Annotated in this window: 10 protein-coding genes; 7 read left to right on the forward strand and 3 right to left on the reverse strand. The window is 70.3% G+C overall.

What is annotated here, in order from left to right:
* Positions 1 to 4,011: ATP-dependent RNA helicase HrpA (hrpA, locus tag IMW82_RS17165; RefSeq protein WP_211200296.1), on the forward strand; the 4,011-nt coding region annotated here is incomplete at its 5' end.
* A 9-nt stretch (positions 4,012 to 4,020) separates the two neighbouring features.
* On the opposite strand, the gene IMW82_RS17170 is transcribed toward hrpA, so the two are convergent.
* The gene (locus IMW82_RS17170) at positions 4,021 to 4,500 is read right to left on the reverse strand and encodes a hypothetical protein (RefSeq protein ID WP_211005448.1); all 480 of its coding nucleotides are present in this window, start codon (positions 4,498 to 4,500) and stop codon (positions 4,021 to 4,023) included.
* A 150-nt stretch (positions 4,501 to 4,650) separates the two neighbouring features.
* Between IMW82_RS17170 and IMW82_RS17175 the strand changes: the two genes are divergently transcribed.
* The 5 genes from IMW82_RS17175 to IMW82_RS17195 all read left to right on the forward strand — a co-directional run bounded on the left by IMW82_RS17175 (position 4,651) and on the right by IMW82_RS17195 (position 12,393).
* Positions 4,651 to 6,783, forward strand: a complete 2,133-nt coding sequence (locus tag IMW82_RS17175) for a bifunctional (p)ppGpp synthetase/guanosine-3',5'-bis(diphosphate) 3'-pyrophosphohydrolase (protein WP_211005449.1) — start codon at positions 4,651 to 4,653, stop codon at positions 6,781 to 6,783.
* Positions 6,784 to 6,869: 86 nt separating this feature from the next.
* Entirely contained in the window at positions 6,870 to 8,561 is a 1,692-nt protein-coding gene (locus IMW82_RS17180; protein WP_211005450.1) for a tetratricopeptide repeat protein, read from the forward strand.
* Positions 8,562 to 8,568: 7 nt separating this feature from the next.
* Entirely contained in the window at positions 8,569 to 9,408 is an 840-nt protein-coding gene (locus IMW82_RS17185; RefSeq protein WP_211005451.1) for an NAD-dependent epimerase/dehydratase family protein, read from the forward strand.
* 109 nt (positions 9,409 to 9,517) lie between these two features.
* Positions 9,518 to 11,854: a penicillin-binding protein 1B gene (mrcB, locus tag IMW82_RS17190; RefSeq protein ID WP_211005452.1), complete on the forward strand. Its 2,337-nt coding sequence runs from the start codon at positions 9,518 to 9,520 to the stop codon at positions 11,852 to 11,854.
* 2 nt (positions 11,855 to 11,856) lie between these two features.
* A complete protein-coding gene (locus IMW82_RS17195) occupies positions 11,857 to 12,393 on the forward strand; it encodes a tetratricopeptide repeat protein (protein ID WP_211005453.1) in 537 nt (178 codons plus the stop codon).
* Positions 12,394 to 12,453: 60 nt separating this feature from the next.
* On the opposite strand, the gene IMW82_RS17200 is transcribed toward IMW82_RS17195, so the two are convergent.
* Both IMW82_RS17200 and IMW82_RS17205 read right to left on the reverse strand, forming a co-directional pair.
* Positions 12,454 to 12,843, reverse strand: a complete 390-nt coding sequence (locus tag IMW82_RS17200; RefSeq protein ID WP_108472775.1) for an MAPEG family protein — start codon at positions 12,841 to 12,843, stop codon at positions 12,454 to 12,456.
* Positions 12,844 to 12,916: 73 nt separating this feature from the next.
* On the reverse strand, positions 12,917 to 13,465 hold the full coding sequence (locus IMW82_RS17205) for a redoxin domain-containing protein (RefSeq protein ID WP_211005454.1): 549 nt from the start codon (positions 13,463 to 13,465) through the stop codon (positions 12,917 to 12,919).
* A 111-nt stretch (positions 13,466 to 13,576) separates the two neighbouring features.
* On the opposite strand from IMW82_RS17205, the gene IMW82_RS17210 reads away from it, so the two are divergent.
* A complete protein-coding gene (locus IMW82_RS17210) occupies positions 13,577 to 15,514 on the forward strand; it encodes an ATP-dependent DNA helicase (protein ID WP_211005455.1) in 1,938 nt (645 codons plus the stop codon).
* Positions 15,515 to 15,520: the final 6 nt, after the last annotated feature.

Genomic DNA, 15,520 nt, shown 5'->3' on the forward strand with positions numbered 1-15,520 from the left:
TCCAGCCGTGACTTCGGCCGCCTGCTGGGGCGCTGGTGCGGCCTGTCACGCCGACCCGACGAGAACAAGCTGGCGGCACTGCGCGCGGATATCGAGCGCTCCGCGGCCAGGCGCCGTGCCCGTGCCGCCGCCAAGCCTGCCATCCAGCTCGATGAATCGCTGCCGATCAGTGCGCGCGGCGAGGACATCGTCAAGCTGATCCGTGAGCACCAGGTGGTGGTGATCGCCGGCGAGACCGGCTCGGGCAAGACCACCCAGCTGCCCAAGCTGTGCCTGGCCGCCGGCCGTGGCGAGGCCGGCATGATCGGCTGCACCCAGCCGCGCCGGCTGGCCGCGCGCTCGGTGGCGCGCCGCGTGGCGGAGGAACTGGGCACGCCGCTGGGCGAGATCGTGGGTTTCCAGGTGCGCTTCAACGACCAGGTGTCCGAGCGCAGCCTGATCAAGTTCATGACTGACGGCATCCTGCTGGCCGAGACCCAGGGTGATCCGTGGCTCAGCGCCTACGACACCATCATCATCGACGAGGCGCACGAGCGCAGCCTGAACATCGACTTCCTGCTCGGCTACCTGAAACGGCTGGCATCGAAGCGGCCGGAGCTGAAGATCATCGTCACCTCGGCCACGATCGACACCGCCAGGTTTGCCGAGCATTTCGGCGGCGCGCCGGTGGTCGAGGTGGAGGGGCGCGCTTATCCGGTCGAAACGCGCTGGCGCTCGCTCGATGAAATAGTCGCGCGACAGGGGCGCAACAAGGACATGCAGCAGGGCAGCGCCGAACACATCGCCGCGGTGCTCGACGAGATCAGCCACGACGACCCACGCGGCGACGTGCTGGTGTTCCTGCCCGGCGAGCGCGAGATCCGCGACGCGCACCAGCTGCTGTCGCGCCGGCAGTACCGCGAGACCGAGATCATGCCGCTGTACGCACGGCTGTCCGCCGGCGACCAGGACCGCGTGTTCAAGCCCGGCGTGAAGCGCCGCGTGGTGCTGGCCACCAACGTGGCCGAGACCTCGCTCACCGTGCCGCGCATCCGCTACGTGATCGACACCGGCACCGCGCGGGTGAAGCGCTACAGCCAGCGCAGCCAGCTCGAACGGCTGCATGTCGAGCCGATCTCGCAGGCGGCTGCGGACCAGCGCAAGGGTCGCTGCGGCCGCGTCGGGCCGGGCATCTGCTATCGCCTGTACGACGAGGCGGATTTCGCCGGCCGCGCCGCGTTCACCGATCCGGAACTGCTGCGTTCGTCGCTGGCCAACGTGATCCTGCGCATGCTGGCGCTGAAGCTGGGCGAGGTGGACGACTTCCCGTTCCTGGAAGCACCCGACCCGCGCGTGGTCGCCGACGGCTTCCGCCGGCTCACCGAGATTTCCGCGATCGACGAGGCGCGCAGGCTCACCGCGATCGGCCGCACCCTGGCGCGCCTGCCGATCGACGTGCAGCTGGCGCGCATGCTGGTCGAGGGCGAGCAGCTGCACGCGCTGCGCGAGCTGCTCGTCATTGTCAGCTTCCTCAGCATCCAGGACCCGCGCGAGCGCCCGGGCGATGCAAGGCAACAGGCCGATACGGCGCACGCCGTGTTCGCCGATCCGAAATCCGACTTCGCCGGTGTGCTGAACCTGTGGCGCGCCTACCACGACGCGCACGAGGAACTGACCCAGTCGAAACTGCGCGACTGGTGTTCGCGGCACTTCCTCAGCTTCATGCGCATGCGCGAATGGCGCGAGCTGCATCGGCAGCTGTTGCTGGTGGTGGGGGAGTTGGGGTGGGTGATGGATGGACAGCCGCAAGCTGCACGCTCTGCTCCTCCCCCTGCGCGCAGGGGGAGGTTGGGAGGGGGTGGCGCTCTTGATCTTGTTGCACAAAGTCAAAAGCGAACCCCACCCCAGCCCTCCCCTGCGAGCAGGGGAGGGAGCGAGAGCGTCGACGTCGCCGAGCGGTTGTACGAATCCGTCCATCGCTCCCTGCTCGCTGGCCTGCCCACTCAGGTCGGTAGCAAGGATGAGAAGGGCATCTACCAGAGCACGCGCGAGCGCAAGTTCCAGGTCTTCCCCGGCTCCGCACTGGCCAAGGCGCCACCCAACTGGATCTTCTCCGCACAGATCCTCGACGTCGGTGGGCGCGTGTGGGGCATGGCCAACGCGCGGGTCGAGCCGCTGTGGATCGAGCAGCAGGCGGCGCACCTGTTGCGCATGCATTGCCGCGATGCGCACTGGTCGAAGAAGCGTGGCTGCGTGGTGGCTTACGAACAGGTCAGCCTGTTCGGCCTGGTGCTGGTGGAGAAGCGGCCAGTCACCTTCCAGCAGCAGGATCCGGCGCTGGCCCACGCGATCTTCCTGCGTGAGGCGCTGGTGCGCGGCGACATCGACAGCGCCGGCCATGGAAGGCCAGGTGCTGCGGGCGCAGGACGCGCAGGAGCAGCCGCGGATTTCGTGCGCGCCAACCAGCGCGTGCTGGAGGAGGCGCTGGGCATCGAGGCGAAGCAGCGTCGCGAAGGGCTGATCCGCCACGAGGACGAGCTGGTCGCGTTCTTCGAGGGCAAGCTGCCGCAAGACATCGCCAGCAGTCGTGCGCTGGACGCGTGGTATCGCAAGGCCCGTCCGGCCGAGCAGGCGGCGCTGCGCTGGTCGCTGGACGAGGTGATGGCCGGTGGTGCGGGGCTGGATGCGAAAGCGTTCCCCGCGGTGCTGGAGATCCCACCGCAGAGGTACAAGCTCGAATACCGCTTCGTCCCCGGCGACGAGGCCGACGGTGTCACCCTGCAGCTGCCGCTGGCGATGTTGAACGCACTGCCGCCCGCCCGCTGCGAATGGCTGGTGCCCGGCCTGCTGGCCGACAAGGTGGCCGAGTTGATCCGCGGCCTGCCGAAAGCCTTGCGCCGCAACTTCGTGCCCGCACCGGATTTCGCGCGCGCCTTCGTCGAAGCCGAGTCGCCGCGTGACGAGCCACTGGCGAAGGCGCTGGCAGCGTTCCTGAAGCGCACCACCGGCGTCGATATCACTGCCGGCGAATTCGCCGGCGTCGAACTGTCGCCACACTTCCTGATGCGTTATCGCCTGCACGACGAGCGTGGCAAGACGCTGGCCGGCGGCCGCGACCTGGCCACCTTGCGCGGCCAGTGGGAAGGCCAGGCGCGCGAGGCGTTCTCGCGCAAGACCGACATCGAACTGACCCGCGAAGACGTGGCTCACTGGGATTTCGAGGCGATCCCTGCACAGGTGCGTTCGGACGGCGGCCTCGCCGCGTTCCCGGCGCTGGTCGACCTCGGCGAGACGGTGGCGCTGCGCGTGTTCGAGCGCAGCGACGAGGCGCGCGCGGCGCATGCCGGCGGCGTGGTGCGCCTGCTGCGCAACGCGCTGGCCAGCGAGGCGAAGCAGGCGCGCCGGCGATTGCCGATCGGCAACGCGCTGGCGCTGAAGTACGCACCGCTCGGCAGCGTGGACAGTCTGCGCGAGGACCTGCTCGAAGGCGGCTTCGCCGACCTGCTGGCGCGCCACGAGCTGGACGTGCGCAGCGCCGGCACGTTCGAGGCGCTGCGCACGCAGTGCGCGCGCGAACTGTTCGGCGCTGGCGTCGAGCGGCTGAAGCTGGCGGAACCGGTGATCGACGCGCAGGCCGAGCTGAAGCCGTGGCTGGAGCCGCTGCTACTGGGTTTCGCCCGCGCCAGCTACGACGACCTGCGCGAGCAGTTCGACGCGCTGCTGGTGCCCGGTTTCCTGCGCGAGCTGCCGCCATCACGGCTGGCGCACTATCCGCGCTACCTCAAGGCGATGCGTCTGCGCGGCGAACGGCTGCGCCAGGACCCGGCGAAGGACCAGCAGCGCCTGCTGCAGGTGCTGCCGTACTGGCGCGCGTACCTGCAGCAGCGCGCCGCCGGCGCCGATCCCGTCGCGCTGGCCGAGCTGCGCTGGCTGATCGAGGAGTGGCGCGTGTCGCTGTTCGCGCAGGAGCTGAAGACCGCCGAACCGGTCTCGGCCAAGCGGCTGGCGAAGGCGCTGGCGCTGCTGGATTGAGCCGGTCGCTCAGCGCGTCCGCCGCACGTGCACGCTGCCGTTGCAGCCGTCCACGTACATCAGCCAGCTGTCGAACAGCGACGGCTTGACCTTGACCGCCGGGTTGTCGGCGCTCATGCAGTCGGGCGCGTCCGAGCCGATCTGCTTCCACGACTGGCCATTGTCCAGGGTGAATTCGTCGTGGCCGTGCCAGCCGCTGAAGTGCCCGACCAGGCGGGCGTTGAACTTGCTGCGCTTCTGCTTCGGTTCGTAGAACACCGGCTGGCCGCTGGTGTCGACCATCTTGGTGGTGGTCTTGCCGTGCTTGCTCAGCCAGTCGTCGAGATTCTGCAACTCCTGCGCCGACAGCTTGTCCAGTCCAGCAGCCTTGAATTCGGCATCGCCCATGCGTTGTTGCAGGCCGTTGGCCTGCTGCGCCTGCACGGACAGGCAGCCCAGCGACAGTGCCAGCAGCAGCGGCAAGGTCAGGTGGCGGGGGCGGTTCGGCATGGGTGCATCCTCGGGGCAACGGAACGTAAGCGCCGATTCTGCGCGGCCGGCGGGCCTGTCGCCAAGGGGCACGCGGCGATTCGTGCGCAGCGCGGCCGGTACGACCCGGCAGCGGCTACCATGGCCGGGCAAGACCCGAGCTGACTGTCCATGGCCCCGATCACCGAACCATCTGCCCTGTCCCGCTGGCGCGAACGCGCCGGCACGCTGCCGCCGCTGCTGGCCGACGCGCTGGAGGCTTGCGCCACGCGAGCGGTGGACCAGACCGAGTGCACCGACGTGCTGGACCTGCTCGGCATGCTCGGCTGCGATGCGCAGACCCAGGCGGCGGCGCTGTGGTTCGAGCTGGCACGGGTCGATCCCGCGTTATGGGTGCAGCGTCGTGCGGCGTTGCCGGGCGAGCTGCAGCGGCTGGTCGACGGCCAGCAGGCGGCCGAGCAGGTATGGGCGCTGCATGCGCAGCGACCGCCGCAGGGCGCAGCCGAGGGCCTGCGCCGGCTGCTGCTGGCGATCGTGCGCGACCTGCGCGTGGTGTTCGTGCTGCTGGCGCGGCAGCTGGCGCGGATGCGCGCGGCACCGGCGCTGCCGGAGGGCGAGCGGCAGGCGCTGGCACGGCTGACCCGTGACATCCACGCGCCGCTGGCGAACCGGCTCGGCATCTGGCAGCTGAAGTGGGAGCTGGAGGACCTGGCGTTCCGCTACCTGCAGCCGGACACCTACCGCCGCATCGCCAACCTGCTCGACGAGCGCCGCGCCGATCGCGAGGCGTTCATCCGCGACTCGCTGGCCGAGCTGCAGCGCGCGCTGGCCGCGGCCGGCATCCAGGCCGAGCTGGCCGGGCGGCCGAAGCACATCTACTCGATCTGGAAGAAGATGCAGCGCAAGGCGCTGGACTTCTCCGACCTGTACGACATTCGCGCGGTGCGCGTGCTGGTCGGCAACATCACCGACTGCTACGCCGCGCTGGGCGTGGTGCACTCGTTGTGGCCGCACCTGCCGGGCGAGTTCGACGACTACATCGCGCGGCCCAAGGCGAACGGCTACCAGTCGCTGCATACCGCGGTGATCGGGCCGCAGGGCAAGACGCTGGAAGTGCAGATCCGCACCCACGACATGCACCGCGCCAACGAACTGGGCGTGGCCGCGCACTGGCGCTACAAGGAAGGCGGCAGCGCCGACGCCGAGTTCGAGGCGAAGATCGCCTGGATGCGCAAGCTGCTGGAGCCGCGCGGCGAGGACGACAGCACGCTGGCCGCCGAGCTGCAGACCGAGCTGCTGGAGGACCGCGTCTACCTGCTGACCCCGAAGGGCGAGGTGTTCGACCTGGCGCGCGGCGCCACCGTGCTGGACTTCGCCTACCTGGTGCATACCGAGGTGGGCCATCGCTGCCGCGGCGCCAAGGTCAACGGCCGCATCGTGCCGCTGACCTTCCAGCCGCAAAGCGGCGACCGGGTGGAGATCCTCACCGGCAAGGTGGCCGATCCCAGCCGCGACTGGCTGTCGCCGCATCATGGCTACCTCAATACCTCGCGGGCGAAGGACAAGCTGCGCGCGTGGTTCCGCCGGATCGCCCACGACGCCAACCTCGCGGCCGGTCGCGGCATGTTCGAGCGCGAACTGAAGCGGCTGGCGCTGTCGAATGCGGACGTGGGCAAGCTGCCGGCGCACTTCCACCTGAAAAGCCAGGACGAGCTGCTGATCGCGCTGGCGCTGGGCGAGATCACTCCCGGGCAGATCGCCCGCGTGCTGCAGGAGGCGGCGCAACCACCGGAGCCCGAGGTCACCCAGTCGAGCGCGCCGGTGTCTTCGCGCCACGCCACGCTCGACCACAGCGCCTTGCGCATCGAAGGCATCGGCAACCTGCTGACCACACTGGCGCGCTGCTGCCAGCCGCTGCCCGGCGACCCGGTGCGCGGTTTCATCACCAAGGGCCGCGGCGTCTCGGTGCATCGCGCCGATTGCGGCAGCCTGGCGCGGCTCACCGCGCGCGATCCGGACCGGGTGATCGAAGTGAGCTGGGGCAGCGCCGCGGCGCAGGCCTATGAGGTCGACATCGAGCTGCGCGGCTACGACCGCAAGGGCCTGCAGAAGGACGTCACCGGCGTGGTCAGCAACGCCGGTACCCACATCATCGCCTCGTCCAGCCGGCTGTTCGTGCATACCGGCGAGGTGGAGATGCGCTTCACCCTGCGCGTGCGCGACTTCGAGCAGCTGTCGACCCTGCTGGGCAAGCTGCAGGCGCTGCCGAACGTGCTCGACGTGCGCCGGGTCGGCACCGGCTGAATGACCACGCAATGCCGGCGCGCGGGCGGAACGGCGGCTGGCGGCCCGATGCTAAGCTGCATCGACAGCCTTCACAGCCATGAACCATGAGCGGACGCCGCGACCAGCACGACGAACATCCACCGATACGCACCGAGCCCACCCTGGGTGATCTCGATCGGCTGGATGCCCCGCCCGCGCCGGCCGCGGACGGCCTGCCGCAGGTTCCGGTCGAACCGCGCCGACCCTACGGCAGGGCGACCGCGCCGCGGCGGCACAGGCAGCGTCGTGGCCGGGGCGCGTTGCTGTTGCTGCTGGTGGCGCTGGTGGCTGTCGGCGCGCTCTGGCTCAACCAGAACCGCCTGCGCGGGATGCTGCCGCGCACCGACTTCAACACGGTACTGACCCAGGCACAGCAGGCCTTGCAGGATGGCCGTCTGGACGGCCAGGACGGCACCAGTGCGCGCGAGCTGTTCCAGGCCGCGGCGGCGCTGGAGCCGGACAACGACCGCGCCCGCGACGGCCTGCGCCGGGTCGGCCAGGCCATGCTGGTGCAGGCCGATGCCGCGCTGCAGGCGGGCCAGCTGGCCCAGGCCGCGCAACAGGCGACGGTGGCTCGCGAGCTGCTCGGTGGCGGCAGCGACATCGATCGCCTCGACCGCGCGATCGCCGCTGCCCGTGCCGCGCAGGTGCACACGGTGGACCTGGTCGACCAGGCGCAGCAGGCGCTGGCCGCCGGCAAGCTGGACGGCCCCGAGGGCGCCGGTGCGCTGTACCAGCGCGTGCTGCGCGCCACCCCCGACAATGCGGTGGCCGCGCATGGGCTCGACCAGGTCGGCTACGCGCTGGCGGTGCAGGCCCGCGCGGCGCTGGACGCGAAGGACAGCGCGACCGCCGACGCGCGCATCGAGCAACTGGCCGCACTGCAGCCGAACAACGGCGCGCTGCCGGCGCTGCGCGCGCTGCAGGCGCAGACGCGCAAGCAGGACAACGGCACGCTGGACGCGGCGCTCAAGGCCGGTCAGGAAGCACTGCGCGCCGGCCGCATCGTCGGCAGTGGCGACGACACCGCGCTGGCCCACTTCCAGGCCGCGCTGAAGCTCGATCCGGACAACGCCCAGGCGCACGTCGGCCTCGGCCAGGTAGCGCAGGCGTTGACCGTGCAGGCGAACGCCGCGCTCGACGATGGCGACACGACGCAGGCGCGGAAGCTGCTCGACCAGGCGGCGGAACTGGCGCCGAAATCGGCCGACCTGGCCGCGGCGCGCGCACGGCTGGAGCGGACGTCGTCGTCGCCGGCCGCACCAGCAGCCGTGGGCAACGCACCGATGCCGGTCGCCCCGACCGCGGTGTCGCCGCAGCAGAGCGCGGCGGTGGCGCGGCTGGTGCAGCGTGCACAGGTGGCCACCAACAACGGCGACATCATGATGCCGCCCGGCGACAGTGCGTACGACCTGTACCGCAGCGCGCTGGCGATCGACGGCAACAGCGAGGCGGCGCTGCACGGCCTGCAGGCCTTGCCCGGCCAGGTCGAGCAGCAATTCAACCAGGCGCTTGCCGCCGGCAACCTGGGCAAGGCCGGCGACATGCTGGCGAACCTGGCCGAGCTGGCGCCGGGCGATGCTGCGCAAGGCGCACTGGGCAACCGGCTGGCCGGCGCGTGGCTGGACCAGGCCGAGCAGCAACTGGGCCGTGGCGACCGCATCGGCGCCAGCCAGTCGCTGGAGCGTGCGCGCAAGCTGGCCCCTGCCAACCCGCGCGTGCTCGACCTGGGCGCCCGCCTGCAGGGCGGTGGGTGAGCGCGGCATGACGGTGCTGGTGTTCGGCGGCAGCAGCCAGATCGGCCACTTCCTGTTGCCGCGCCTGCTCACCAGCGGTGAGGCGGTGCTCGCCCTGAGCCGGCAACCGCGGCCCGCGCAAGCTGGCGTGGCATGGCTGCAGGGAACCTTGCCCGACCGCGTGCCGGCGCTGCCGCCGCTGTCGGCAATCATCAGCTTTGGTCCGCTGCAGGGGCTGGCCGACTGGCTGGCGCAGGCCAGCTTGGCCGACGCGCCGCGGGTGATCGCCACCAGCTCGATGAGCGCCGAAACCAAACGCGATTCCGGCGTGCCGGCCGAGCGCACCCTGGCGCGCCAACTGCGCGACGGCGAAGCGGCGCTGGCCGCCGCCTGCGAGCGCCACGGTTGCGCCTGGACCGTGCTGCGGCCGACCCTGGTCTATGGTGCCGGTCTGGACAAGAGCCTCACCCCGATCGCCCGGCGTGCGATGCGGCTGCGGCTGTTCCCGCTGCCATCCGGTCGCGGCCTGCGCCAGCCGGTGCACGCGGACGACATCGCGCAGGCGGTGCTGGCCGCGCTGGAATGCCCGGCCGCGGCCGGGCGGATCCTGCCGATCGGCGGTGGCGAGCGGCTGCGTTCCGGCGAGATGTTCGCGCGGGTGCGCCGCAGTCTCTCGTGCAGCACCGTGCCGTTGCCGCTGCCGGCCTGGCTGCTGCGGCTGGCTCAGCGCACGCTGCCGCCGTTGCGCGGCCCGCTGAGCCGGCTGGACAGCGACCTGGTTGCCGACAACGGCGAACTGCAGCACCTGCTCGGCATTCGCCCGCGCCCGTTCCACCCCGACCCCGCGATGTGGCAACCGCCGCACTGATCGCGCGCCACATTGCCCGCGTTCGGTCACGAAACCGCCCGCTGCGTTCATATGCCCGCCGGGTAGCAGGCCCTATGATCGAACCACTCGACAACCGGATTTCCCCACGTTGGCCTTCTTGACCCGTATTCGCGAGCTTGCGCGCCGCTGCTGGCCCTGGTTGCGCATCCCGTTCTGGATCGGCATGGGCCTGCTGGTCGGCTTCGTGCTGCCGTACACGCTGGTGCTGAACAAGCGGGTGCAGGACCGCTTCAACGACCTGGTATTCGCCGTGCCCACCAGGGTCTACGCGCGGCCGCTGCCGCTGGCGGCCGACACGCCGATGACGAGCGCGGCGCTGGAGCTGGAGCTGACCTTCGCCGGCTACAGCAACGATGGCAAGGGCCAGATTGCCGGCAGCTGGGTGAGGCAGGGCGCGCGCTACACGATTTCCTCGCGCGGCTATGCCGGCCCGGACGGCGGCGAGCTGCCCAAGCGCATCCGCGTCACGCTGGGCCGGGGCGTGGTGCAGTCGGTGCAGGACGCGGCCAGCGGCAAGCCGATCGAGCTGGCCCACCTGGACCCGGCGCGCATCGCCACGTTGTACGGCGCCAGCCAGGAAGAGCGCCGCTTCGTGCACCTGGCCGACGTGCCGCCGCTGCTGGTCAGCGGCCTGCAGGCGGTCGAGGATCGCGACTTCAACCACCACATCGGCATCGACCTGAGCGCGATCGCGCGCGCCGCGTTCGCCAACCTGCGCGCCGGGCATACCGTGCAGGGCGGCTCCACGCTGACCCAGCAACTGGTGCGCAACCTGTTCCTCAGCCGCGACCAGAACCTCACGCGCAAGATCAACGAGGCGCTGATGTCGCTGCTGCTGGAGGCGCATTACAGCAAGGGGCGCATCCTGGAGGCCTACGTCAACGACGTGTTCCTCGGCCAGCAGGGCGGCCAGGCGGTGCACGGTTTCGCGGCGGCGTCGGAGTTCTACTTCGGGCGCCGGCTGGAAGACCTGCGGCCGCAGGAGATCGCACTGCTGGTGGGCATGGTGAAGGGGCCGAGCTATTACGACCCGCGCCGCTCGCCGCAGCGCGCGCTGGCCCGGCGCAACCTGGTGCTGCAGGAATTCTTCGCGACCAACCTGATCAGCGCGGGGCAGCTTAATGCCGCGCAGGCGGCGCCACTGGACATCGTCGAGAACGGCCAGCTGCCGCACAATCGCTTCCCCGCCTTCATGGACCTGGTGCGCAAGCAGATCACCGCCGACTTCGACGAAGAGGCGCTGCGCGAGGGCAACCTGTCGATCTTCACCACGCTCGATCCGGCCGCGCAGCTGTACACCGAGCAGGCGATCAGCAGCACGCTGAAAGGCCTTGGCAAGCGCGGCGACGGCGTGCAGGCGGCGGCAGTGGTGACCAGCGCGCAGACCGGTAGCGTGCTGGCCGTGGTCGGCAGCAAGACACCGGGCGAACAGGGCTTCAACCGTGCGCTCGATGCGCGCCGGCCGATCGGCTCGACGATCAAGCCGTTCGTCTACCTGGTGGCGCTGACCCAGCCCGAGCGCTGGAACCTGGCCAGCATGATGGACGACGGTCCGGTCAGCTTGCGCCAGCCCGACGGCAGCTACTGGACGCCGCAGAACGACGACCACCGCAGCCACGATCCGCTGATCATGGTCGATGCGCTGGCGCATTCGTGGAACCTGGCGACGATCCACCTCGGGCTGCAGGTGGGCCTGCCGCGGATCCAGGCGTTCCTGAAATCGTTCGGCATCGGTGACATCAACCCCAGCCCGTCGCTGCTGATCGGCGCGCTCGACCTGGCGCCGCTGCAGCTGACCCAGCTGTACCAGTACCTCGCCGCCGACGGGCATGCGCTGCCGCTGGTGGCGGTGCGTGGCGTACTCGACGGCAACGGCCGCACGATCAAGCGTTACCAGGTGCAGGCTGGCAAGGGCGAATACCAGGAAGCGGTGCGCCTGATCACCTGGGCGATGCAACAGGTGGCCGAGTACGGCACCGCCAGCGCGCTGGGCAACTCCGCGCTGGCCTCGCTGCACGCTGCCGGCAAGACCGGCACCAGCAACGACATGCGCGACAGCTGGTTCGCCGGTTTCACCGGCGAGCACCTGGCGGTGTTCTGGATGGGCCGCGACGACAACAAGCCGACCACCCTGTTCGGCGCCAGCGGCGGCCTGCGCGCCTGGCGCGACCTGTTCGCCAAGCTGCCGAGCCGGCCGTTGTCGGCTGCGCCCGGCGAAGGGCTGGAGATGGCCTGGATCAACCCCTCCAGCGGCAAGCGCACCGAGCCGCAATGCGCAGGCGCGCAGCAGGTGCCGGTGATCGCCGGCACCTTGTCGGCCGATACCGAAGGCTGTTTCTGGCAAAGCCTGTTCGGCGGCGCCAACAATCCACCTTCCACGGGCACGACCTCCCTCGCGCCCGTCGTACCAAGCGGAAACCACTGAGCATGTCGTACCTGAGCAAACGTTCTTCCCTGCCGTCGCTGCTGCTGGCCACCGGCCTGCTGGCCGGCTGCAGCATGTTCGCCACCACGCCAGCACCGGTAGACTCGCGTCCGCCCGTGCCGACCTATGACCAGGTGGCGGCGATCCGCGCCGCTGGCGATCGCGAGAAATCCATCATCGACGTGAACCCGCTGCGCGATCCCGGCGTCACCGCGTTGCAGGATGTGGCCAGGCGTGACGAGCAGACCGGCAAGTACGCGGACGCCGCGGCCAAGCTCGACCAGGCGCTCAAGCTCAACCCGGATTCGCCCGACCTGCTGCAGGAGCGTGCCGAGGTGGCGGTGCGCCTGAAGGATTTCTCCGAGGCCGAAACACTGGCCCACAAGTCGTGGTCGCTCGGCCCCCGGCTGGGCCCGCTGTGCGCGCGCAACTGGCAGACCGTGGTGGAGATGCGCCTGCAGGCGCGCGATGTGGCCGGCGCCGCGACCGCACGCAAGTGGTTGGCGCAGTGCCACAAGGCGGGGATTCCGCGCTACTGAGCGGACCGTCTGGCGTTGGCGGTCCCCGCCGTTCTGTCGGCTCCGGGCCGACGCGCTGGTTCAGAACAACGCCGTCAGCACCAGCACGATGCCGACGATGCTCACCGCCCAGATCAGCGTGCGCAGGTAGGGAATACCGGCGGCGTACGCCGGCACGTAGGCCAGCCGGGCCCAGAAGTAGAGCTGGGCGCCGAGCACGGTCATGTGGTCGTGGCGCTGCAGCAGGTGTGCGGCCAGCACCACGGCGACGAACAGCGGGAAGGTTTCCAGGAAATTCGCGCGGGCGCGGTCCAGCCGGCCGCCGATGCCGCCGAGCGGCGGCTTGATCTCGTCGCGCGGGCTGGCGGTCCAGCCCAGTCCACGCTGGCCGACCGTGCAGGTCGCGGCAAGCGCAACCTGCACCAGTCCCAGCACGACGCTCCACACCAGCATGCACAATTCGGTCGTCATGATGCGTTTCCCCCGTGGCGGTGCCGGCATGGTGAACCATTGTCGGCGCTGCTGCCAGTAGCGGTGATGGACGCTACGCCGCGCGTCTGGCCCGGGGGTGGGCGAGGAACTGTTCGACCCGCTCCAGCGGGATGCGGTCGCCGGCATCGCGGCCGTAGTACGCCTCCACGATGTGGCCGTGCTCGTCGATCAGGAAGTCGGCCGGCATCAGGTTGCCGGTGTTGAGACCGGCCAGGCCGACCAGGCGCATGCCCTTGAGCAGGGTCGGCACGCGCGTCGCGATCGCCTTCAGCTTGCGCCACAGCGAGCGCTCGATGCCGTAGAGCTCGTGCGCGCTCGACGTGGGGTCGGCGGCGATCTGGAACGGGCGCGGCCGGTGTCCGGCGAAGCGCAGCACGTCCGCCCGCGAGGCGCTGAACACGGCGACGATGTCCAGTCCGCGCTCGGCCAGTTCCGCGTGCCGGCCGGTCAGCTCGTAGATGCGGAAATTGCAGAACGGGCAGGCGGCGTCGCGGAAGAACGACAGCAGGGTGAGGCGGCCGCGGCTGCTGGTCATGATCGGCTGGCCGTGGATGTCGACCAGGTCGAGATCGGGTGCCAGCTCGGGTGCGAACAGTCTCACGTCGGTGCTCCTTCGGTAGGCGGACACATGGCTGCCAAGTGGATGCGCCGGCGTCGGTCGGGGTTCCCGCTGCTGCTTTGTCGCGCGCTGCCGCTCCGCCATACTTGGCGGATGAACAACCTCGATGACGCCGAGTCCGACGACATCGGCGCCTTGCTCGGTGCCGACGGCCCGTTCGCCCGCGAGCTGCCGAATTTCGCGCCGCGGCTCGCCCAGCAGGTGATGGCGCGGGCCGTGCAGCAGGCCATCGCCGGACGCGACACGCTGGTCGCCGAGGCCGGCACCGGCACCGGCAAGACCTACGCCTACCTGGTGCCGGCGCTGCTCTCGGGCGAGCGGGTGATCATCTCCACCGGCACCAAGGCGCTGCAGGACCAGCTGTATTTCCGCGACCTGCCGAAGGTGCGTTCGGTGCTCGGCGCGCGGCTGAAAACCGCCTTGCTGAAAGGCCGCGCGAATTACCTGTGCCTGTACCGGCTCGAGCAGACCGTGCGTGACGGCGGCAGTCTCGCCCCGGCGCAGGCGGCGCAACTGGCCACGATCCGCGCGTGGTCCGCGCGCACTCGCCGCGGCGACCGCATGGAGCTGGCCGAGGTGCCGGAGGAATCGCCGCTGTGGCCACGGGTCACCTCAACCGCGGAGAACTGCCTCGGCGTGGAGTGTCCGTTCTACGAGGACTGCCACGTATTCAAGGCGCGCCGCGAAGCGATGGAGGCCGACGTGGTGGTGGTCAATCATCACCTGCTGTTCGCCGATCTCGCCTTGAAGCAGGAAGGCTTCGGCGAAATCCTGCCCGGCGCCGCCGCCTTCATCCTTGACGAGGCGCACCAGATCCCCGAGCTGGCCGGTCAGTTCTTTTCGCAGAGCCTCAGCGCGCGCCAGCTGACCGACCTGGCGCAGGACGCCTTGGCCGAATGCAGCGGCGTCACCGGCGCGATCGGCCTGCTGCTGGAGCCGATCGAAGCGCTGCAGGACGCGCTGCGCAAGCTGCGCCTGGCGCTGGAGCCGCTGCCCTCGCGCGGCGCCTTCGCGCTGCTGGAAGATCGCGCCGAGGTGCGCGTGGCGCTGCACGACCTGGGCGAACTGCTGGCCACGCTGGCCGAACTGCTCGCCTCGCAGGCCGAGCGCTCGCGTGGCTTCGCCAACCTGCACGAGCGCGCCGGACTGTTCGCCGAACGGCTGCAGCGCATCGTCGAAACGCACGGCGACCAGGACGTGCGCTGGTACGAAACCTTCCCGCGCGGCTTCGCGCTGTACGCCACGCCGCTGGATCTGGCCGCACCGATGCGTGGCTTGCGCGAGCGCACCCAGGCGGCGTGGATCCACACCTCGGCCACGCTGTCGGTGGCCGGCAACTTCGACCACTTCGCGCGCCAGCTCGGCCTGGACGAGCCGCAGACGCTGAGTCTGGACAGTCCGTTCGATTACGCGCACCAGGCGCTGTGCTACCTGCCGTCGGGCCTGCCCGAACCGAATGCACGCGACTACACCGAGCAGGTGATCGACGCCGTGCTGCCGGTGCTGCAGGCCTCCAGCGGCCGCGCCTTCCTGCTGTTCACCTCGCATCGCGCCCTGCGTCGCGCCGCCGAGCTGCTGCAGGACAAGGTGCCGTGGCCGCTGTTCGTGCAGGGCACGGCGCCGCGTCCAAGACTGCTGGAAGAGTTCCGCGCCAGCGGCCACGGCGTGCTGCTTGGCGCAGCCAGTTTCTGGGAAGGCGTTGACGTGGTCGGCGAGGCGCTCAGCGTGGTGGTGATCGACAAGCTGCCGTTCGCCGCGCCCGACGATCCGGTGCTGATGGCGCGCCTCGCCGCGCTGGAACAATCCGGCATCAATCCGTTCATGGGCTGGCAGGTGCCCAGCGCGGTGATCGCGCTGAAGCAGGGCGCCGGCCGCCTGATCCGCAGCGTGCACGACCGCGGCGTACTGGTGCTGTGCGACCCGCGCCTCACCAGCAAGGGTTACGGCAAACTGTTCCTCGCCAGCCTGCCGCCGATGCCGCGCACCCGCGAACTGGCAGAGGTGCAGGTGTTCTTCAGCGTTGACCCATAGGCCGCA

The sequence above is a fragment of the Rhodanobacter sp. B2A1Ga4 genome, from assembly GCF_018101315.1.
In the GTDB taxonomy this organism is placed as follows: Bacteria; Pseudomonadota; Gammaproteobacteria; order Xanthomonadales; family Rhodanobacteraceae; genus Rhodanobacter; species Rhodanobacter thiooxydans_A.